Genomic DNA, 18,299 nt, shown 5'->3' on the forward strand with positions numbered 1-18,299 from the left:
GACGCATCGTGATGGCTTCCTGGCTCGACTACACGCTCAACGGCCTCATCGTCGGCAACATCTACGCGCTGCTCGCGGTCGGGCTCGCGCTGATCTTCGGCGTGTCGCATCTGATCAACTTCGCGCACGGCTCGGTCTATATGGTCGGCGCCTTCGTCGGCTGGCTGTGCCTGACGCGCTTCGGATTGCCGCTGCCGGTCGCACTCGCGGCGGTGGTCCTGGGCTGCGGCGCGCTCGGCATCGCGATCGAGCGGATCGGGTTGCGGCCGCTGCGCCACGTGGCGCGCATCGCGCCGCTGCTCGCGACGATCGGCATCAGCTTCATTCTCGACCAGCTCGCGCAACTCGCGTTCGGCGCGGACCCGCGCGCGGTGCCGACGCCGCTGCCCGACTGGCACCTGAGAATCGCCGGCGCGACGCTCGGCTCGCTCGACCTGCTGATCGCCGGCATCGGCATCGCGGCGGCTGCGCTGCTATACGGCTTCCTGCGCTTCACGCGCCTCGGCTGGGCCGTGCGCGCGACCGCGCAGGATCGTGACGCCGCGCTGCAGATGGGCGTCGATGTCGACCGCGTGAACCAGACGGTGTTCGCGATCGCATGTGCGCTCGGCGGCGTCAGCGGTCTGCTGGTCGGCATGTACTACAACAGCATCGATCCGGCGATGGGCTTCCAGGCGACGCTGAAGGGCGTGGTCGCCCTGCTGATCGGCGGGCTCGGCAACGTGCCGGGCGCGATCGCGGGCAGCCTGCTGCTCGGTCTCGTCGAAAGTTATGGCGTCGCGCTGTTCGGCACGAGCTATCGCGACCTGTTCGCGTTCGGGCTGCTGATCCTGTTTCTCGTATGGCGGCCGAACGGCTTGTTCAGCAGGAATCGCGCGCTGCCGCCGGAACCGATGACCGGCACCTTCCTCGCGGCCGCGCAGGCTGCGCGTGTGCCGCGTCCGGTCGTCGTCGTGCTGATCGCGCTGGCGGCCGTGCTGCCGTGGCTCGGCGCGTCGCCGTACGTGCTGCAGACGTTGACCAATGCCTGGCTGTATGGCTTGCTCGCGCTGAGCCTCACGCTCGTCGCGGGCACGGTCGGGCAGATCTCGCTCGGGCATGCGGCGCTGCTCGTGATCGGCGCGTATGCGTCGGCACTGCTGTCGTCGGATCTCGGCTGGTCGCCGGCTGTGACGATACCGTGCGCGGGCGCGATCACCGCCGTGCTCGGTACGCTGCTCGTCTACCCGGCATTTCGGCTGCGCGGGCACTATGTGTCCATCGCGACGCTCGGCATCGGCGAAGTGGTGAGCCTCGTGATCCTGAACTGGGACGGCCTCACGCGCGGCCCGCTCGGCATCACCGGCATCGCGCCGCTGCCATGGGCGGGCACCGCGCGCGCCGCGTACTGGTTCACCCTCGCGGTGCTGGTCGTGTTCGCGCTTGTGCAGGTGCGGCTGCTTCGCTCGCATCTCGGCCGCACGTTGCGCGCGGTACGCGAGGACGACGTCGCCGCACGCGCGCACGGCATCGCGCCGAATCGCTACAAGGCGATCGCGTTCGCGGTTGGCGGCGTCGCGGCCGGCGTGAGCGGTGGCATCGCCGCGCACCTGTACAGCTATATCAATCACCAGACCTTCGATTCGCAGGTGTCGATTCTCGCGCTGACGATGGTGATCCTCGGCGGGCTCGGCAACGTGCTCGGCGGTGTCGTCGGCGCGATCGCGCTGATCGGGCTGCCGGAACTGTTCCGCTGGGCGGCGGACTACCGGATGCTGATCTATGGCCTCGTGCTGCTGCTGCTCGTCCGGTTTCGGCCGCAAGGCCTGCTCGGCACGGTATGAGGAACAATGCGATGACCACCAACCGACCCTTGCTCGACGTGCAGGGCCTGACGCGCCGCTTCGACGGCGTGACCGCGCTCGACGCCGCGAGCCTGACGCTCGCCGACGGCGAGTTGCTGAGCGTGATCGGCCCGAACGGCGCGGGCAAGTCGACGCTGTTCAACCTGATCGCGGGCGCCGACCGGCCCGATGCCGGCCATGTGACGTTCGACGGCCGAGACATCACGGGCATGGCGCCGGAACGGCTCGCCGCGCTCGCAATCGCACGCACGTTCCAGCACGGCCGCGTGTTCGGCAACCTGAGCGTGCTCGACAACGTGCTGATCGGCGCGCACGGGCGGTTGCGCGCGGCGCGGCCCGGCTGGCCGGGGCTCGGCGCGGCGGCCGAGGTGTGGCGCGCGCTCGTGCGGCCCGCGTCGGTGCGGCGCGAGGAAGCGGCGCTGCGCGACGAGGCGCGTGACATCATCGCCGGGTTCGGCGAGCGCCTCACGCCGCGCATCGATCATCCGGCGCACAGCCTGTCGTATGCGAACCGGCGACGCGTGGAGATCGCCCGCGCGCTCGCGCTGCATCCGCGCTTGCTGCTGCTCGACGAGCCGACCGCGGGGATGAACGAGACCGAGACCGCCGAGATGCTGCAACTGATCCAGTCGCTGAAGGCACGCGGCCTGACGATCCTGCTGATCGAGCACAAGCTCGAACTCGTAATGCGCGTGTCCGACCGCGTGATCGTGCTCGACAACGGCGCGAAGATCGCCGAAGGCGCGCCGCGCGACGTACGCCGCGATTCACGCGTGATCGAAGCCTATCTCGGACGTCGCCATGCGGGTGGCGCGGCCGCCGGGCGCACCGTGCAGGCGGCTGCATGAGCGCACCTTCTTCCGGACTCGACACGACCATGACCGATGCGCTGCTGAAACTGGAACACCTCGACACCTTTTACGGGCCTGTGCAGGTGCATTTCGACGTGAATGTCGAAGTCGGCCGCGGGCAGATCGTCAGCCTGCTCGGCGGCAACGCCAGCGGCAAGTCGACGACGATGAAGCTGATTCTCGGGCTGATGCGGCCGCGTCGCGGCGTCGTGCACTTCGATGGCGACGACGTGACCGCGCTCGCGACACCGCAGCGCGTGCGGCGCGGGATCGCGGCCGTGCCCGAGGCGCGGCGGTTGTTCGGCGACATGAGCGTGCGCGAGAACCTGCTGATGGGAGCCTATACGCGCGGCGATCGCACGGCGGTGGCCGACGACTACGAGCGCGTGCTCGAATTGTTTCCGCGCATACGCGAGCGGCTCGTGCAACGTGCGGGCACGCTGTCCGGCGGCGAGCAGCAGATGCTCGCGATGGCGCGCGCGTTGATGGCGCGGCCGAAACTGATCTGCATGGACGAGCCGACGATGGGATTGTCGCCGCTCTACGTCGACAAGGTGCTCGAGCTGATCGACGTGATCAACCGGCAGGGCGTGACGGTGTTCATGGTCGAGCAGAACGCGAGCCTTGCGCTGGAGATCGCGCATTACGGCTACGTGCTGCAGACGGGGCGCGTCGTGCTTCAAGGCCCCGCGAAAACGCTGCTCGATGACGAGCGCGTGCGCGATGCGTATCTGGGCGGGGAGGCGGCGTAGACGTTTGTCCGCCGTCGGTCACGTTCGACCGGGTCAGGTTTCGCCGGCGGGCTTCGTCACCGCCCGCGGAAACGTCAGCACCACCGCGAACCCGCCCGCATCGGGAAACGCGAACCCGACACGCCCGCCGTGCGCCTTCATCACTTCCTGCACGATCGCGAGCCCGAGCCCCGACCCGGTTCGACGCTCGCTGCCGTCCGGCGCGATCCGGACGAACGGCTGCAACGCCGCGTCCCAATGCTCGCGCGGAATCCCCCGCCCGTTGTCGGTGACGGTCAGCGTCACCGCTCGATCCGCATTGCCCTCGCTGGCGACCGACACGACGATGTCGTCCGCATGCCCATGCAGCAGCGCGTTGTGCAGCACGTTCGACAACGCCTCCTGCAGACTGATCGCATCGCCGTCGATCCACGCATGCGGCGTGTCGCTCGCGAACGCGACGGCCACGTCGCGCGCGTCCGCGAGCGGAATCGTGCGGCCGAGCACGTCCTTCGCGAGCGCGACGAGGTCGACGGGTTGCAGCGGCACGACCTCGGTGCGATGAATCACCATCGCATGATTGAGCAACTGCCCCGTCAGGCGGCCGACGTCCGAGCAGGTCGCGCGCAGCGCATCGAGCCGCGCCGCATGGCGCGCGGGATCGACTTCCCCGTCGAGCAATTCGATCTGTGCGTCGAGGCGCGCGAGCGGCGTGCGCATCTGGTGCGCGGCGTCGGCGATGAAGCGCTGCATCGCGTTGATCCGCTCGGCGAGGCGGTGCATCAGTCCGTTGATCGACCCGATGATCGTGTCGATCTCGCTCGGCGTATCGACGGCCACCGGCCGCAGATCGGCCGGATCGCGCGCGGCGATGATCGTGCCGATCTGCGCGAGCGGGCGCAGCCCGCGCCGGATCGCGAGGCCGCTCGCGCCGATCGCGAGCACGCTCATCAGCAGGATCAGCGTCCACACCTTGATGCTCATGTCGTTCGTCAACTGCTGCCGCGCGTTGGTTGTCTGCGCAACGGTGACGAGCGCCCAGCCCGGCGTGCTTTCCTCGGGCATGTAGCGCGCGATGGTCGCGGTGCGGATCCGGTGCCCCTGGTAGATGGCGTTCGCGAACGCCGGGCCCTGCTTCGCGGCGGCGAGCGTCGCGGGGCTCGCGAGGTCGTTGTAGCCGGCCACGACGACCCCGCGCGAATCGACGACCTTGTAGTAGACGAGGTCGTAGCGCGACAGCGTCGACAGCGCGGCGACGGGCGGGTTCAGCGCGAGCACGCCGCCCTGCACGTACAGGTTCTCCGCGACCTGGATCGACGCGCCGGCGAGCAACTGGTCGTACGCGCGTTCGGCCGCGACGCCCGCGTAGTAGCGCGCGATCGCGGCAAGCGCGAGCGCGCCGGTCGCGACGACGAGCGCGATGAACAGCAGCGTGCGCCCGAACAGCGTCTTCGGGAACCAGTCAATGCGCTGCAATCTGATACCCCATTCCGCGCGCGGTGCGAATCTCGACCGAGCTGCCCTGCAGCTTCCTGCGCACGCGTGTCACGTACTGCTCGACCGCGTTTGCGGTCGGCTCGTTGCCGAAGCTGAACAGCTGGTTCAGCAGTTCGTCCTTGGAGAAGATCCGCTGCGGGCGGCTCGCGAGAATCTCGAGCAGCGCGAACTCCTGGCGCGACAGCGACAGCGGCTGGCCGTCGAGTTCGGCGAGACGGCTGCTGCGGTCGATCACGAGGCCGCCGAGCGTCAGCACGTCGTTCGCATGGCCGCTGTTGCGGCGCAGCAGCGCCTGCACGCGCGCATCGAGCTCGCGATAGTCGAACGGCTTCACGAGATAGTCGTCGGCGCCGAGGCCGAGGCCGCTCACGCGGTCGTCGATCGCGGATCGCGCGGTAACGAGCAGCACCGGCGTCGTGCTGCCCGACGCGCGCAGGTTGCGCAGCACCGCGAAGCCGTCGAGGCCGGGCAGGTTCGCATCGAGCACGACGAGGTCGAAGCGCTCGACGCGCAGCAAGCCGTTCGCGGTCGAGCCGTCGGTTTCGAGATCGACGGCATGGCCGAGCCGCGTGAGGCGGCTGCGGATCGCCGCGCCGATTTCGGCATCGTCCTCCACGACGAGAATGCGCATGGTGCCGTTTGCAGGTAGATGAGTTAGGGGTTTTCCCGGGGCCGGGATGTCAGCATTTTCTCAGACTCGCTCGATAACCTGTGTTCAGCCGGAACGAGCGATGACGGCATTAATACCAGAGGAGACGGCAACATGCAGCATGTCACGGGCACGACGAAGGCGCGGCCGAATGCACGGCGAAGCCTGAAGCGGGCTGCCGCGTCGCCGCTTGCCGCCCCCCATACGCAGGCATGCGCATGATCACGTCGCCACGCCGCCGCGCGTTGCTCGCCGCCGGCCTCGGCACGCTTGCCGCCCCGTCGCTGGTGCGCGCGAAGCCGCGCACGGTGCGGATCTCGAAAGGCTATGGCGTGTTGTACCTGCCGCTGCTCGTGATGGAGAAGCAGCGCCTGTTCGAGCGTCACGCGGCGCGGCACGGCCTGCGCGAGGTCGCGGTCGACTGGGTGCTGCTCGACGGCGGCAATTCTGTCAACGACGCGATGATGGCCGGCACGCTCGATTTCGCGGGTGCCGGCGCGCCGGGCTTCATCGAGCTATGGGCGCGGGCGCGCGGGATCCCGAACGTCGAGGTGATCGGCATCAGCGGATTGTCCACGACGTCGCTGTCGCTCAATGCGAATCGGCCGGGCCTCGCGTCGCTGCGCGACTTCACGCCGTCGGACCGGATCGCCGTACCGGGCATCCGCACGTCGCTGTCGGCGGTCGTGCTGCAGATGGTCGCCAGCCGGCAGCTCGGCGCGAAGCATTTCGCGCAGCTCGATTCGATCACCGTGAACCTGCCGCATCCGCAGGCGATGCAGGCGCTGATCCGCCGCGAGAACGGCGTCACCGCGCACTTCACGTCACCGCCGTTCTCGACGCTCGAGCTGCGCCAGCCGGGCATTCATCGCGTCGTGAATTCGGTCGACGTGCTCGGCCCGCTGACGCTCGACGTCGTGTTCGCGCCGAAGCGGCTCGTCGACACGGAGCCCGCGCTGGCCTCGGCATTTCTCGGTGCACTCGACGAAGCGAACCGCCTGATCGCGCAGGACCCGCGTGCGGCGGCCGCGCTGTATGCGGCCTCGTCGGGTGTCGGCGTGTCGCACGACGACGTGATGCAGATGCTCGCCGCGCCGGACACGCGTTTCTCGGTGCGGCCGAACCAGCTGATGGACTACGTCGAATTCCTGTATCTCGCCGGCACGATCAAGGCGAAGCCGCGCGCATGGCACGAGATGTTCGCGCCGATGCTCGACGACTTCCGGACCGGCTGATCGTCGCCGTCCGCCGCCGAACCCCGATTTCATCGAACACCCCTGCGCCCGCGCGTGCATCGCGCGCGGCGCCGATTCAACCGACAAGCAACCGATTCACGGAGGAGCCCGCAGTGAATACCACCGAAGCCCTGGACCCCGCGTCCGCCGAAGAGCAGCGCGTCATGTCGAAGATGGCGCGGCGCCTGATGCCTATCCTCGTCGTGATGTTCCTGATCGCGTTCATCGACCGGCAGAACGTCGGCTTCGCGAAACTGCAGATGGTGCACAGCCTCGGGATGACGGAGGCAGCGTTCGGTCTCGCGTCGTCGCTGTTCTTCATCGGCTACCTGCTGTTCGAGGTGCCGAGCACGCTCGCGCTGCATCGCTACGGCGCACGCGTATGGCTCGCGCGGATCATGCTGACGTGGGGCCTCATCACCGTGCTGATGGGCTTCACGACGTCGATGCCCGCGTTCTGTTCGCTGCGCTTCCTGCTCGGAATCGCGGAGGCCGGCTTCTATCCGGGCGTGATCTATTACCTGACGCTGTGGTTTCCGCAAAGCTACCGCGCGAAGGTGCTCGGCATCTTCACGCTCGGCAGCGCGCTCGCGAACATGCTCGGCTCGCTGGTCGGCGGCGTGCTGCTGAGCCTGAACGGCGTGTGGGGCCTCGCGGGCTGGCAGTGGGTGTTCGTGGCGACGGGCATCTCGGCCGTGATCGTCGCGATCGTGGTGTTCCGCGTGCTGCCGGCGTCGTTCCGCGATGCGCCGTTCCTCGACGAACGCGAGAAGCAGATCGTCGCGGCCGCGCTGGAGCGCGAGAAGCCGGCGAAGGCCGAGCATGCGCAGCCGTGGAAGGCGCTGCTCGATCCGCGCGTGATGCTGTTCGCCGCGACCTACATGCTGATGTCGACGTCGCTGTACGGCGTCACGTACTGGCTGCCGACGCTCGTGAAATCGTTCGGCGTATCGAGCAGTACGAACGGTTTGCTGAGCATGCTGCCGTGGGCGCTCGCGGTCGTGCTCCTGCTGTGGCTGCCGTCGAAGCTGCGCCGCGCGAAGAGCATCCTGCGCACGATCGCGATCGTCGCGGCGCTCGGCGCGCTCGGCTTCCTGCTGAGCCTCGTGTTGCCGTCGACGCCGCTGCGCTTCGTCGCGCTCGTGCTCGGCGGCGCGTGCATTCCGCTGCTGTATCCGTGCTTCTGGTCGATGCCGCCGCGCTACTTCACCGGCGCGCGTGCGGCGGCGAGCGTCGCGGCGATCAATTCGATCGGCAACCTCGGCGGCTTCTTCAGTCAGAACCTGATGCCGTTCGCGGGCAAGGTGACGGGCACCGCGTTCGGTCCGATGATCGTGCCGATCGTATGCCTCGCGCTGCTCGGGATCGGCGCGCTGGTCGCGTGGACGCGTTCGGAGCGGGGGATGGTGGCGGTGCGGGTGTGAGCGGCGCGGGACGCATCGGGGCCGCGGTTCCGCGCGGTCCCGGCTTCCGATCCGGTCCCCGCAGCGGTATTCCGCCGTTGCTGCTTCACCCTTACCCCTCCGCGCGCGACGCCCCCCGTTCGTCATGCGCGATCGCCACATGCGCAGCCGCGACCGGAATGTCGACCTCCACCGTCGTTCCTTCACCGAGCGTCGTATCGATCCGCAGCGTGCCGCCGACGAGATACGCACGCTCGCGCAAACCGACCAGCCCGAACGATCCCGACTTGCGCGGCGCACCGGGATCGAATCCCGCACCGTCGTCGCGAATCGTCAGCGCGATCGTCTCGTCACGATAAACGAGCGCCACCGTCGCGCTCGACGCGGCCGCGTGCCGCGCGACGTTCGCGAGCGCTTCCTGCGCGATGCGGAACACGGCCGTCGCATACGGTTCGTCGAGCTGCAATTCGCCCGGCTCGACGTGCAGCGCGCACGCCATGCCGTGACGGTGCCGGAAATCCTCCACGAGCCATTGCATCGCGGCCGCGAACCCGAGGTCGTCGAGCATCAGCGGGCGCAGGTCCGACGCGATGCGCCGCGTGGCCGTCACCGCGCCGCGCGCGAGGGCATGCATTGTCGCGATCTTGCGTGCCAGCGGCGCATCGTCTTGCGGCACGTGATCGAGCAGCCATTCGAGATCGTTCTTCAGCGTCGCGAGCGTCTGCGCGAGTTCGTCGTGCAGTTCGCGCGCGATGCGGCGCTGTTCGGCCTCGCGTGCGCTCGCGCTGATCGCCGCGATCTCGCGCAGCTCCTCGCGCGATGCCTGCAGCGCGCGCTCCGCACGCACGCGCTCCTCGACTTCGCGCCGCAGGTCGCGGTTCGACGCGCTCAACTGCGCGGTGCGGGCCGCGACGCGCTGCTCGAGCCGTTCGTTCGCCTCGTTGAGCTGCGCGCTCTTCTGCACGACGAGCAGGTGCTGATAGCGCGCGCCGGCCAGCGCGCGCACCGTCTGCGCATGCAGCCGGCCGTTCTCGAACAGCAGCGCGAACAGCACGACGCCCGACGCGACGAGGCCGTAGGTCCGCCCCGCGTAGAAGCCCAGGTCGAAGCGTCCGTGGTTCAGCATCGACGACAGCGCGATGTCGAACAGCCAGGCGACGAGCACGATCATCACCCACAGGTCCAGCACGGAATGACGGCGCCGCTGCCGCCACATCAGCACGAGCGCGGCAAGGTTCAGCGCCCAGACGACCGCGATCGCGTTCGTCATCGTCGAGGCCATCCGGTTGCCGTGCATGATGCGCGGCAGCAGGTCGTGGCCCGCGGTCGCGAGCAGCGCGAGCACGGCGGTCGCGCCGGCCGTCAGGACGATGCAGAGCAGGAGCGGAATCGTGGCGCGACGCTGCTCGAGCGATGGCGGATGCGCGCGCGGCGCCGCGCGCAGCAGCGCGTACGCGACGACCGCCAGCGGAAAGCCGCCGTGCCAGAACAGATAAAGCCATGCGGTGGTCTGTTCGCCCGCGCCGAGCAGGCCCGTCGGCGTGAACAGCCCCGGAAAGGTCAGCATGTGCGTGCCGGCCATGAAGCCCGTGAACAGGTAGCCGACGGCGAGCGCGAGCAGCGATTTCTCGCGCAGGATCGCGTACTGGCCGAGCAGCAGGCCGGCCGTCACCATGTCGTTGACGACGATCGCCGACTGGTACACGGGGATGAAGCCCCACACGCGGGCAAGCGGCATGCCCGCGAACGGCGCGAGGGCGAGGAAGATCAAGGCCGACACGATGACCGTCGCGATCGCGAGCCGCCGCTCGCGCCGCTCGGGCGGCAGCGACGACATGAACAGGCGCGACGGCTCCGACGTGTCGTCGTCGTCATCGGCCGCGGCCGGGCGGAAGCGGAATGCGGGCATCATGCGTCGTCGACGCCGAGGTCGAGATCGTGGCGCATCGCGTAGCGCACCAGCGCGGCTTCGTGCGGCAGCTCCATCTTCTCGAGGATGCGCGTCTTGTAGGTGCTGACCGTTTTCGCGCTCAGCGTGAGGTCCGCCGCGATCCGCGTGACCGTCTGGCCCGCCACGATACGGCGCATCACGTCGAGTTCGCGCTCGGACAACCGCTCGTGCGGCAGCATTTCGGACGGCGCGCGCATCGTGCGCGCGAGGCTTTCGGCCGCCGACGCGCTCACGTACACGCCGCCGGCCGCGACCTTGGTGACGGCCTGGACGAGTTCGGCGGTCGCGCTGTCCTTCGTCAGGTAGCCGGTCGCGCCGGCCTTGAACGTGCGCGCCGCGTACTGCGTTTCCGCGTGCATCGTCAGCACCAGCATGCGCAGCGATGGCGCCTGTGTCTTGACCAGCCGGATCAACTCGATACCGGTCGGCGCGGGCATCGACAGGTCGAGCAGCAGCACGTCGGCGGCGCGACGCTCGGCCAGCGCGAGCGTGGCCGCGCCGTCGCTCGCCTCGCCGACGATCTCGAAACCGCCGGCCGTTTCCAGGATGTGACGCAGTCCGTCTCGCATGACTGCGTGATCGTCAGCCAGAATTACCCTGATCATCTAGCGGTCCTCTTCGGGATGACGCCGCGGGCTGCTCTGTCGGTTGTCGCCGCGGCGGTTCTTCTGACCAATATATGCCGCCGAAACGGGAAATGGTGCACCTCCGGAACATTTTTGAGACATCTGGGTATCGAATGTGTCTTGAAGCGAAATAATCGTCGTGAAATGGGACGGGCGGTAGGGTCGGACGGGGAGGGTATTCCCGAGGAATCGTCGCGGTCCGACGGACGGCGTGCCTCGCGGACCACCCTGATTCAGAGATAAACTGGTGCCTGATTGCACCGTCCAGACCCGAGGAGCCGCCGCGATGATCGATCTTGCCGACATCCTGCCGTCCGCGTTGCCCGACGCCGTCGCGTGGGCCGACGCGCAGGCGGCCCACGGGCTCGCGCGGGGCGTGCCGCTGACGCCCGCGCAGGCCGACGACGCGCGTATCGTGGGCGTCGCGCAACCGGAGAGGATCCGCGTCGTGGTCGCCGACCGGCTGCCGTTCCCCGACACGCCGGCGCTGGCTGCGATCGCGCGCGACTCCGGTCTGCTGGCGCCGGGGACGATCGGCCTCACGCTCGGCCATGCGGTGTTCGTGCTGCGCGGCCACGACACGCGACGCCTGCTCACGCACGAATTCCGCCATGTGCATCAGTACGAGGAAGCCGGGTCGATCGGCGCGTTTCTCGCGCGCTATCTGCACGAGATCGCGACGGTCGGCTATCACGACGCGCCGCTCGAGGCCGACGCGCGGCAGCACGAATTCGACTGACGCCGCCGGCCGGCGCGAACGCGCACACATTCCGATGAACCTTCCTCACGCCATCGCCGGCCCGGTGCGGACCCGTCGCGCCGCCACGCCGCGCGGCCCGCGATGAGCGGCACGATCCACACGTGGCTCAGTGCGATCGGCGCACACCCGGCGCTGGTGCTGGCGATCGTGTTCGCCACCGCCTGTGCCGAGGCGATCGCGTTGATCGGCACGGTCGTGCCGGCCGGCGCCGTGATGTTCGCGGCCGGCACGCTGATCGGCGCGGGTGCGCTCGACGGCTGGACGGCCATCGGCGTCGCGGCCGCCGGCGCGATCGTCGGCGACGGGATCAGCTACGAACTCGGACGCCACTACCGCGGCGCGATCCGAAATGGCTGGGTCCGGTTGGGCTACGCGGATGCCTATGCGCGCGGCGAGCAGTTCGTGCTGCGCCACGGCATGAAGAGCATCGTGCTCGCGCGCTTCCTCGCGCCGGTGCGCGCGGTCGTGCCGGTGGTGGTGGGGTGCGCGACGCTGCCGCGCCGGTCGTTCTATCCGGTCAACGTCGTGTCGGCGCTGATCTGGGCGCCGGTGCACGTCGCGCCGGGCATTTTGTTCGGCGCGTCGGCGGTGCTGGCCGCCGCGATCAGCGTGCGGGTCGCCGCAATTCTGATGGTGATCGCCGCGCTGGTCGCGCTCGTGTGGATCGGCGTGCGCGTCGCGCTGCGGCGCGGCTGGCCGCTGCTGCACCGCGCGCTCGTCGCGGTCATGTACGCGTGCATCCGCCGCTGGCCGCGGTTCGGCGCGCGCGTGCACGACACGTTCGTGCGCGTGCGCCGCCTGCCGGGCGCGGTGCCCGTGTTCGCGCTGTTGTTCGTCGGCTGCGTGTGGCTGTTTGCCGGCATCGTGCAGGACGTCGTCGCGAACGATCCGCTGATGCACGCCGACATCGCGCTGTATGCGTTCCTGCAGAACCTGCGCACGCCGCCCGTGGACGCCGCGATGCGCGCGCTCGCGGTGCTGCACGGACACGATACCGGGCTGATCGTCGCGGCCGCGTTTCTCGTCTGGCTGATGATCCATCGCTGCTGGGTGACGTCCGCATGGTGGCTCGCGACGGTCGGCATCGCGGTCGTGCTCGTGCCGGCGTTCGGCGCCGGCTCGCCCGGCACGATGCCCGCGAGCCTGCCGCCCGGCGCGCTGCACGTGCCGCTGCCCGACGCGGATGCGGCGTTCGCGATGCTCGCGAGCAGCGGCATTGGCTGGGTGCTGACGCGCGACCGGCCCGCGCTGTGGCGCATCCCGGTCGTGACGGCGGTCGTGCTGTGGATCGTGCTCGGTGGCTTCGCGCGGCTGTACGTCGGCGACACGTGGCTGTCGGGTCTGCTCGGCGGCTGGAGCCTCGGGCTCGCGTGGTTCGCGATGCTGGCGGGCGCCTATGCGTACTGGCGCGTGCGCGAGCATGTGCAGCCGCGGGGCGCGCTGGTCGCGGTGCTCGTCGTGCTCGCGACGACCGGCGTCTGGACCGTGCCCGCGCAATGGCAGCTCGATCGCGCGGCGCGTCCGCACGTGGGCGACGTCGTCGCGATGACCGTCGATCAGTGGATGCGCGGCGGGTGGCAGCGCGTGCCGACGCGGCGCACCGAGATCGGCGGCGATCGCGAGGAATATCTGCCGCTGCAATGGTGCGCGACGTCGGACACGCTCGATCGCCATCTTTCGCTGGCCGGCTGGCAGCGCGCGACGCCGTGGTCGCCCGCCACGGCACTGCGCTGGCTGCTGCCGCAGGCGCCGGCCGATGCGCTGCCCGTGCTGCCGCGCTACACGCATGGCGAAAGTACGCGCCGGGTGTTCGTGCGTGTCGATCCGGCCCGTCCGGACAGCCGCCTCGTATTGCGGATGTGGCGTTATCCGTACGTGCTGCAGGATGCGCTCGGCACGCGGCCGCTGTGGTACGGCGCGCTGTATCGCGAGACGCTGCATCGGCCCGCGCGACTGATGACGATCGTGCGCACGACGACCGTCGACGATACGGCGACGATCACGCAGGCGCTGCAGGTCGAGCCGACGGTCGAGCGGCCGCCGGCGGGGACGAGCGCGGCGCCGGCCGCGGTGCTGCTCGTGTGGATGGTGCAGCCTTGAGTCGCGTGCGGCGCGTCAGGCGTGCGCCGGTTGCGCGGGGACGACGGACAGGCGCAGGCCGACGGTCTTGAGTACCGCGAGCAGGGTTTTCAGCGTCGGGTTGCCGTTGGGCGACAGCGTGCGATACAGCGATTCGCGGCTGATGCCGGCTTCGGCCGCGACCGCGCCGAGCCCGCCGTAGGCTTCCGCGACGGTGCGCAGCGCGAGCAGCGCGGCCGCACGGTTGTCGGGATCGTCGAGCGATTCCATCGCGACGCGCAGATAGGCCACCGCGAGCTCGCGATCGGCGCCGAGTTCGGCGACTTCCGCGTCGTGGTGCGATACCGAGCCTTTGAGCTTGTTCATGCTTGCCTCCGTTTCCAGTTCAACCAGTGTTCCTTCGCATGCCTGATGTCGTCGGGTTGGCTGTGCTTGTCGCCGCCGCACAACAGCAGCACCAGCGCGCCGCCGTACCGGCCGAAGTACACGCGATAGCCGGCAGCGACGTGGATGCGCAGTTCGATCACACCTTCGCCGACGGGCTCGCAATCGCCGAAATTTCCGGTCTGTATGCGGCGCAGGCGCTCGCGAATCCGCGCCTGGGCGACCTTGTCGCGCACGGCGTTCAGCCATTCGGTGAAAGGCTCGCGACCGTCGTCGCGCTGATAGCGAAGCAGTTCGAACTTGGAGAGCATTGTAACTTATAAGCTACATGAAGGGTATGGATATCGAGGTGATTGCGCTGTTTGTCCGATGAGGCGGATGAAGTGAAACGCGCGCGGGTCGATTGCCGAATCGAGACGAAGCATGACGCGAAGGCGGTGCGCGGGATTGCCTGCAGTGCCTTCGTGCCCGGGGTTTCAGGCGGTGAGACCGGCTTCCCGAACGAGGATCATTCTTTCATTCGGGGCGTGCGATGGCGATTCGGCCGAACGGCCGATTTCACCGGCGCGTACGGGAAACTCGCCGTGCGGGGAGAAGCCGAGCGGCTCGGCTTCAGCGATCTGTCGAGTTTCTCGCAGGCGTTCAAGCGATGGTATGGTGTGCCGCCGGGCACTTGTCGCAGCGGCCTGCTGCGCGACGGCGGCCCGCACTGACGCCGGGTCGCGCCACGCGCGTCGGTTCGCACGCGCGCACTCCAAAATCCCTTCACGAGAGAACCCGCATGATCACGCTTCGCCCGATGACCGAAGACGATTTTCCCCGCTTCTGGCCCACGTACCACGCGATCGTCGCCGCGCAGGAGACCTATGCATTCGATCCGGCGGCGACGCAGGAGGCCGCCCGTGCGCTGTGGCTCGACGCACCGCTCTGCACGTGGGTCGCCGAGGAGGATGGCGTGCTGCTCGGCTCTTACTACCTGAAGGCGAACGCGGCCGGGCCCGGCAATCACGTGTGCAACTGCGGGTATATGGTCAGCGAGGCCGCGCGCGGCAAGGGCGTCGCGCGCCTGATGTGCGAGCACTCGCAGCAGGTGGCGCGCGAACGCGGCTTTCTCGCGATGCAGTTCAATTCGGTGGTCGCGACGAACGAGGTGGCGGTCGCGCTGTGGCAGAAGCTCGGCTTCGAGATCGTCGGCCGCTTGCCGCGCGCGTATCGCCACGCGCGGCTCGGCTTCGTCGACTGCCTGGTGATGTTCAAGTGGCTCGGCGACACGGTGGTCGCCGGCGCCTGATTCCGAAGTCAGACGGCGAACGCGCCGTCGAACACGATCCGCTCGTCGAACGCGAGCGTGCCGCGCGCGAAGATCAGGTCGAGGTGGTGGCTGCCGTTCGCGCCGCCGCCGAGGCCGAGATGCAGCCCCGGATGGCGTTCCTCGAACCCGGCGTTGCGGCCGTACAGCGCGCGGATGCCCAGGTTCGTGCCGATACCGAATTCCTCGATGCGCCGGTGATTGTCATGCCGGTCGAGGTACGACGCGAAGTCGCGCCGGAAGCCCGCGTCGTCGCTGTCGAAATCGACGATCAGGCTGTCTTCGACGTGCAGCGTCGCGAGCCGCTCCGTCACGCGGTACTTGATCGCGAACGGCACGGTGCCGAGGAACGTGCCGCTGAATACGATCGAGCCATGCAGGTCGGTGACGTGCGTCGCGATTTCGCCGGGCACGACGTCGAGATTGCCCATCCCGTCCACGCTCGTCCATTTCTGGTCCGGTGAAAGCGAGCCGGTCAGCGTGTTGCCGGCTTCGTCGATGAAGTGGATCCGCGATGCGCGCGCGGCCGCTTCGATCAGCCGGCCGTTGCGCGCGGCGATGTCGTCGAGCGATTCGGCGAACGCTTCGTCGAGATGCGGGCCGTAATCCTTGAACAGTACCGACTTGCTCCAGTGCTCGACGATCGCGGGACGGATCGCGGCCAGGAACGGCGGGCCGCTCGGCGACGGTGTCGGCAGGCACGAGGAGTCGTACAGCAGCACGAACAGGTCCGCGCGCGCGAGTGCGGCGGCGATGTCGGCGGGCGGGGTGGTTTCGAGGCAGAGGGTCGTCGCGTCGAGCGAGTCGGGCAGGGCGGAAAACGCGCGCAACGCGATGTCGCGATTGCGGGTGTCGTAGCCGACCAGCAGTTTTCCCGTTTCGCCGCGTGCGAGCTTGTCGCGCAGCGCCGGGTGACAGCCGAGCGCGCGGTGCAGGTTCAGCATGCGTGTCTCCGGAAGCGGCGGAAGGGCCGTGGCCCTTCCGCGGGAACGGGCTGGCCGCTCAGACCGGCCAGAGCGCGGTGCCGAACGGCACCACGGCATCCTCGACCATCATGTCGACGGCCTCGGGGTGCGTGTCTTCCTGCATCCAGTCAAGCAATTCGATCTGCCGGGTTTCCTGCATGTCAATTCTCCTGTGGTGAACATGAGCGATTCAACATGAAAGCGCGGTAAATGGATTACCGCCACTCGTCCGGAATTTTTTGAATACCGGAAGAGTGGCGTCGATATTAGTCTGACGATTTAGCGAATGCAATGCGTTGCGATGTTTTTAGCTGTGACGTGCTAAACAAGCGGGTTTGCGGGATATCTCGCGATGAAGGCGAATGAATCGGATCGTGAAGGCCATCCATTATTTTTTTAATATCGCGTCCGTTAGTGGCGAATTGACTTTTGTGATTTATTTAAATTCGGAGTGCAATCGCGTCGATCGTTTCGATTTTCACCATTCACGAACGATGCGCGCACGGCCAACGTCCATGCGAGCTGTCCGCCAGCCGCCGACGAGCCGGCTCCGGCGGTTGCACCGATTTTCTGGCACCATCTGACGACTTCGCGTGCGGGCCGCCGCCGCGCGCGCACCGCCATCCCGACGGCACGATTCGAACCACGATGGAGACACCGCGATGCGCGCAGCGCCGCAACCGGAGCACGCCGGCCGAGCACGGCCGGACGCAGGCGCCACCGAACCCGACCGGATGGCCGCCTGGCGGCTCGCGATCTGCCTGTCGCTCGGCAGTGCGATTGCGCTCGGCCTCGCGCGCTTCTCATATGCATTGCTGCTTCCGCCGATGAAATCCGATCTCGGCTGGAGCTTCGCGCAGGCCGGCGCGTTGAACACGGCGAACGCGGCCGGCTACCTGATCGGCGCGCTCGTCTTCCCGTTCCTGTCGCGGCGCTGGCGCACCGGCACGCTGCTGGCGGCCGGCTGCGCGCTGACCGCGGTGCTGATGGCCGCATGCGGGTTCACGTCCGGCATGAACGCGCTGCTCGTCGAGCGGCTCGCGACAGGTATCGGCAGCGCGCTGATCTTCATCAGCGGCGGCGTGCTGGCGGCGCGGCTCGCGTCCGCGTCGCCGCGCGATGCGGGGCTGCTGCTCGGGCTCTATTACGGTGGCACGGGGTGGGGCATCGTCGCGTCGTCGCTGCTCGTGCCCGCGACACTCGCGCATCGCACGCACGGCTGGCAACCGGCGTGGTTCGCGCTCGCGGTCGCGTGCGTGCTGTTCTCGGCTGTCGCCGTGGCGGCAGCGCGTCGCATCGAGCAGGCGCACGCGGCACCGGCCGTGCGACGCGACGGAGTCGCGCCGGCAGCCACCGCGAGCCCCGCGCGCTTCGCGCTCGCGCTCGCGGGCTACGGACTGTTCGGCGTCGGCTACATCGGCTACATGACGTTCATCGTCGCGCTGCTGCGCGGTGCGGGAATGAGCGGCACGGTCGTGTCCGCGTTCTACGTGATGCTCGGCGTCGCGACCGTCGTGTCGGCGCGGTTGTGGTCGGGGCTGCTCGACCGGATGCGCGGCGGCCAGGCGCTGGCCGTGCTCAATGCGTTGCTCGGCGTCGCGACGCTGATGCCGGCGCTGTTCGTGCATCCGGCGGCCGCGTTCGCGTCGGGCGTACTGTTCGGCGCGACGTTCCTGTCGGCGGTCGCGTCGACGACCGCGTTCGTGCGCCACAACCTGCCGCCGGAAGGCTGGGCGAAGGGCATCAGCGCGTTCACGACGATCTTCGCGTTCGGGCAGATCGCCGGGCCTGTCGCAATCGGCTGGGTATCCGACAGCGCCGGGCTCGCGCGCGGGCTCGTGTATTCGGCGCTGACGCTGTTCGCGGGCGCGGCGCTCGCGGCCGGACAGCGCGCGTTGCGGGGGGCTACGTAACGCGCACCGCCGCCCCGGTCGAATCCGCAGAGAAAGGGGAGTGTCGTCACTCCCGCAAATGATGGTCGCGGCGCGCGCCGTCTTGCCCGCGCGCCGGCGCCC

The 18,299-nt window shown here is 68.8% G+C and carries 17 protein-coding genes and 1 pseudogene; 10 read left to right on the top strand and 8 right to left on the bottom strand.

Annotated elements, in window-relative coordinates; genetic code table 11:
• The first annotated feature begins 11 nt into the window (after nucleotides 1-11).
• The 3 genes from WS87_RS19125 to WS87_RS19135 are packed head-to-tail and all read left to right on the top strand — an operon-like array spanning nucleotide 12 to nucleotide 3,447.
• Complete coding sequence (locus WS87_RS19125) at nucleotides 12-1,823, top strand: ABC transporter permease (RefSeq protein ID WP_059818622.1); 1,812 nt, start codon at nucleotides 12-14, stop codon at nucleotides 1,821-1,823.
• Nucleotides 1,824-1,834: 11 nt separating this feature from the next.
• Entirely contained in the window at nucleotides 1,835-2,692 is an 858-nt protein-coding gene (locus WS87_RS19130; RefSeq protein WP_059819602.1) for an ABC transporter ATP-binding protein, read from the top strand.
• On the top strand, nucleotides 2,689-3,447 hold the full coding sequence (locus WS87_RS19135) for an ABC transporter ATP-binding protein (protein WP_059452061.1): 759 nt from the start codon (nucleotides 2,689-2,691) through the stop codon (nucleotides 3,445-3,447). Before WS87_RS19130 ends, WS87_RS19135 begins: the two co-directional genes overlap by 4 nt.
• 33 nt (nucleotides 3,448-3,480) lie before the next feature.
• Here the strand turns inward: WS87_RS19135 and WS87_RS19140 are convergent, their stop codons facing one another.
• The gene (locus WS87_RS19140) at nucleotides 3,481-4,902 is read right to left on the bottom strand and encodes a sensor histidine kinase (protein ID WP_059818623.1); all 1,422 of its coding nucleotides are present in this window, start codon (nucleotides 4,900-4,902) and stop codon (nucleotides 3,481-3,483) included.
• Nucleotides 4,889-5,554, bottom strand: coding sequence for a response regulator transcription factor (locus WS87_RS19145; RefSeq protein WP_059532061.1), 666 nt, complete (start codon nucleotides 5,552-5,554; stop codon nucleotides 4,889-4,891). The genes WS87_RS19140 and WS87_RS19145 overlap by 14 nt, the downstream gene beginning before the upstream one ends.
• Before the next feature lie 236 nt (nucleotides 5,555-5,790).
• Between WS87_RS19145 and WS87_RS19150 the strand changes: the two genes are divergently transcribed.
• Together WS87_RS19150 and WS87_RS19155 are read left to right on the top strand one after the other, a co-directional pair.
• Nucleotides 5,791-6,807, top strand: coding sequence for an ABC transporter substrate-binding protein (locus WS87_RS19150; RefSeq protein ID WP_059819603.1), 1,017 nt, complete (start codon nucleotides 5,791-5,793; stop codon nucleotides 6,805-6,807).
• 113 nt (nucleotides 6,808-6,920) lie between these two features.
• Nucleotides 6,921-8,231: an MFS transporter gene (locus tag WS87_RS19155; protein WP_059818624.1), complete on the top strand. Its 1,311-nt coding sequence runs from the start codon at nucleotides 6,921-6,923 to the stop codon at nucleotides 8,229-8,231.
• 91 nt (nucleotides 8,232-8,322) lie between these two features.
• Here the strand turns inward: WS87_RS19155 and WS87_RS19160 are convergent, their stop codons facing one another.
• Both WS87_RS19160 and WS87_RS19165 read right to left on the bottom strand, forming a co-directional pair.
• Complete coding sequence (locus WS87_RS19160) at nucleotides 8,323-10,122, bottom strand: sensor histidine kinase (RefSeq protein WP_059818625.1); 1,800 nt, start codon at nucleotides 10,120-10,122, stop codon at nucleotides 8,323-8,325.
• Complete coding sequence (locus WS87_RS19165; protein WP_059532052.1) at nucleotides 10,119-10,766, bottom strand: response regulator; 648 nt, start codon at nucleotides 10,764-10,766, stop codon at nucleotides 10,119-10,121. Before WS87_RS19165 ends, WS87_RS19160 begins: the two co-directional genes overlap by 4 nt.
• Nucleotides 10,767-11,073: 307 nt before the next feature.
• On the opposite strand from WS87_RS19165, the gene WS87_RS19175 reads away from it, so the two are divergent.
• Nucleotides 11,074-11,526 carry a hypothetical protein gene (locus WS87_RS19175; protein ID WP_059818626.1) on the top strand — a complete coding sequence of 151 codons (453 nt, stop codon included), beginning with the start codon at nucleotides 11,074-11,076 and terminating at the stop codon, nucleotides 11,524-11,526.
• 102 nt (nucleotides 11,527-11,628) lie between these two features.
• A complete protein-coding gene (locus WS87_RS19180; RefSeq protein ID WP_059818627.1) occupies nucleotides 11,629-13,647 on the top strand; it encodes an LssY C-terminal domain-containing protein in 2,019 nt (672 codons plus the stop codon).
• 15 nt (nucleotides 13,648-13,662) lie between these two features.
• Here WS87_RS19180 and WS87_RS19185 read toward each other — a convergent pair whose 3' ends face one another.
• The gene (locus WS87_RS19185) at nucleotides 13,663-13,992 is read right to left on the bottom strand and encodes an addiction module antidote protein (RefSeq protein WP_059532042.1); all 330 of its coding nucleotides are present in this window, start codon (nucleotides 13,990-13,992) and stop codon (nucleotides 13,663-13,665) included.
• The gene (locus WS87_RS19190; RefSeq protein ID WP_059818628.1) at nucleotides 13,989-14,321 is read right to left on the bottom strand and encodes a type II toxin-antitoxin system RelE/ParE family toxin; all 333 of its coding nucleotides are present in this window, start codon (nucleotides 14,319-14,321) and stop codon (nucleotides 13,989-13,991) included. Before WS87_RS19190 ends, WS87_RS19185 begins: the two co-directional genes overlap by 4 nt.
• 282 nt (nucleotides 14,322-14,603) lie before the next feature.
• On the opposite strand from WS87_RS19190, the pseudogene WS87_RS19195 reads away from it, so the two are divergent.
• Together WS87_RS19195 and WS87_RS19200 are read left to right on the top strand one after the other, a co-directional pair.
• A pseudogene (locus WS87_RS19195) lies at nucleotides 14,604-14,723 on the top strand (helix-turn-helix domain-containing protein); the annotation flags it as partial.
• A gap of 68 nt (nucleotides 14,724-14,791) precedes the next feature.
• On the top strand, nucleotides 14,792-15,301 hold the full coding sequence (locus WS87_RS19200; RefSeq protein ID WP_059818630.1) for a GNAT family N-acetyltransferase: 510 nt from the start codon (nucleotides 14,792-14,794) through the stop codon (nucleotides 15,299-15,301).
• 8 nt (nucleotides 15,302-15,309) lie between these two features.
• On the opposite strand, the gene WS87_RS19205 is transcribed toward WS87_RS19200, so the two are convergent.
• Nucleotides 15,310-16,263 carry a hypothetical protein gene (locus WS87_RS19205; protein ID WP_059818631.1) on the bottom strand — a complete coding sequence of 318 codons (954 nt, stop codon included), beginning with the start codon at nucleotides 16,261-16,263 and terminating at the stop codon, nucleotides 15,310-15,312.
• Nucleotides 16,264-16,321: 58 nt separating this feature from the next.
• Nucleotides 16,322-16,444: a hypothetical protein gene (locus tag WS87_RS34470; RefSeq protein WP_006752127.1), complete on the bottom strand. Its 123-nt coding sequence runs from the start codon at nucleotides 16,442-16,444 to the stop codon at nucleotides 16,322-16,324.
• A 502-nt stretch (nucleotides 16,445-16,946) separates the two neighbouring features.
• On the opposite strand from WS87_RS34470, the gene WS87_RS19210 reads away from it, so the two are divergent.
• Nucleotides 16,947-18,197 carry a YbfB/YjiJ family MFS transporter gene (locus tag WS87_RS19210; protein ID WP_059818632.1) on the top strand — a complete coding sequence of 417 codons (1,251 nt, stop codon included), beginning with the start codon at nucleotides 16,947-16,949 and terminating at the stop codon, nucleotides 18,195-18,197.
• The last annotated feature ends 102 nt before the right edge of the window (nucleotides 18,198-18,299 follow it).

The sequence above is a fragment of the Burkholderia sp. MSMB0856 genome, from assembly GCF_001524645.2.
GTDB classification, from domain to species: domain Bacteria; phylum Pseudomonadota; class Gammaproteobacteria; order Burkholderiales; family Burkholderiaceae; genus Burkholderia; species Burkholderia diffusa.

Coding starts and splice junctions, on each gene's coding strand:
- WS87_RS19125 (WP_059818622.1), top strand. CDS start 12: ATGGCTTCCTGGCTCGACTACACGCTCAACGGCCTCATCGTCGGCAAC.
- WS87_RS19130 (WP_059819602.1), top strand. CDS start 1,835: ATGACCACCAACCGACCCTTGCTCGACGTGCAGGGCCTGACGCGCCGC.
- WS87_RS19135 (WP_059452061.1), top strand. CDS start 2,689: ATGAGCGCACCTTCTTCCGGACTCGACACGACCATGACCGATGCGCTG.
- WS87_RS19145 (WP_059532061.1), bottom strand. CDS start 5,554: ATGCGCATTCTCGTCGTGGAGGACGATGCCGAAATCGGCGCGGCGATC.
- WS87_RS19150 (WP_059819603.1), top strand. CDS start 5,791: ATGATCACGTCGCCACGCCGCCGCGCGTTGCTCGCCGCCGGCCTCGGC.
- WS87_RS19160 (WP_059818625.1), bottom strand. CDS start 10,122: ATGATGCCCGCATTCCGCTTCCGCCCGGCCGCGGCCGATGACGACGAC.
- WS87_RS19165 (WP_059532052.1), bottom strand. CDS start 10,766: ATGATCAGGGTAATTCTGGCTGACGATCACGCAGTCATGCGAGACGGA.
- WS87_RS19175 (WP_059818626.1), top strand. CDS start 11,074: ATGATCGATCTTGCCGACATCCTGCCGTCCGCGTTGCCCGACGCCGTC.
- WS87_RS19180 (WP_059818627.1), top strand. CDS start 11,629: ATGAGCGGCACGATCCACACGTGGCTCAGTGCGATCGGCGCACACCCG.
- WS87_RS19185 (WP_059532042.1), bottom strand. CDS start 13,992: ATGAACAAGCTCAAAGGCTCGGTATCGCACCACGACGCGGAAGTCGCC.
- WS87_RS19190 (WP_059818628.1), bottom strand. CDS start 14,321: ATGCTCTCCAAGTTCGAACTGCTTCGCTATCAGCGCGACGACGGTCGC.
- WS87_RS19200 (WP_059818630.1), top strand. CDS start 14,792: ATGATCACGCTTCGCCCGATGACCGAAGACGATTTTCCCCGCTTCTGG.
- WS87_RS19205 (WP_059818631.1), bottom strand. CDS start 16,263: ATGCTGAACCTGCACCGCGCGCTCGGCTGTCACCCGGCGCTGCGCGAC.
- WS87_RS34470 (WP_006752127.1), bottom strand. CDS start 16,444: ATGCAGGAAACCCGGCAGATCGAATTGCTTGACTGGATGCAGGAAGAC.
- WS87_RS19210 (WP_059818632.1), top strand. CDS start 16,947: ATGCGCGCAGCGCCGCAACCGGAGCACGCCGGCCGAGCACGGCCGGAC.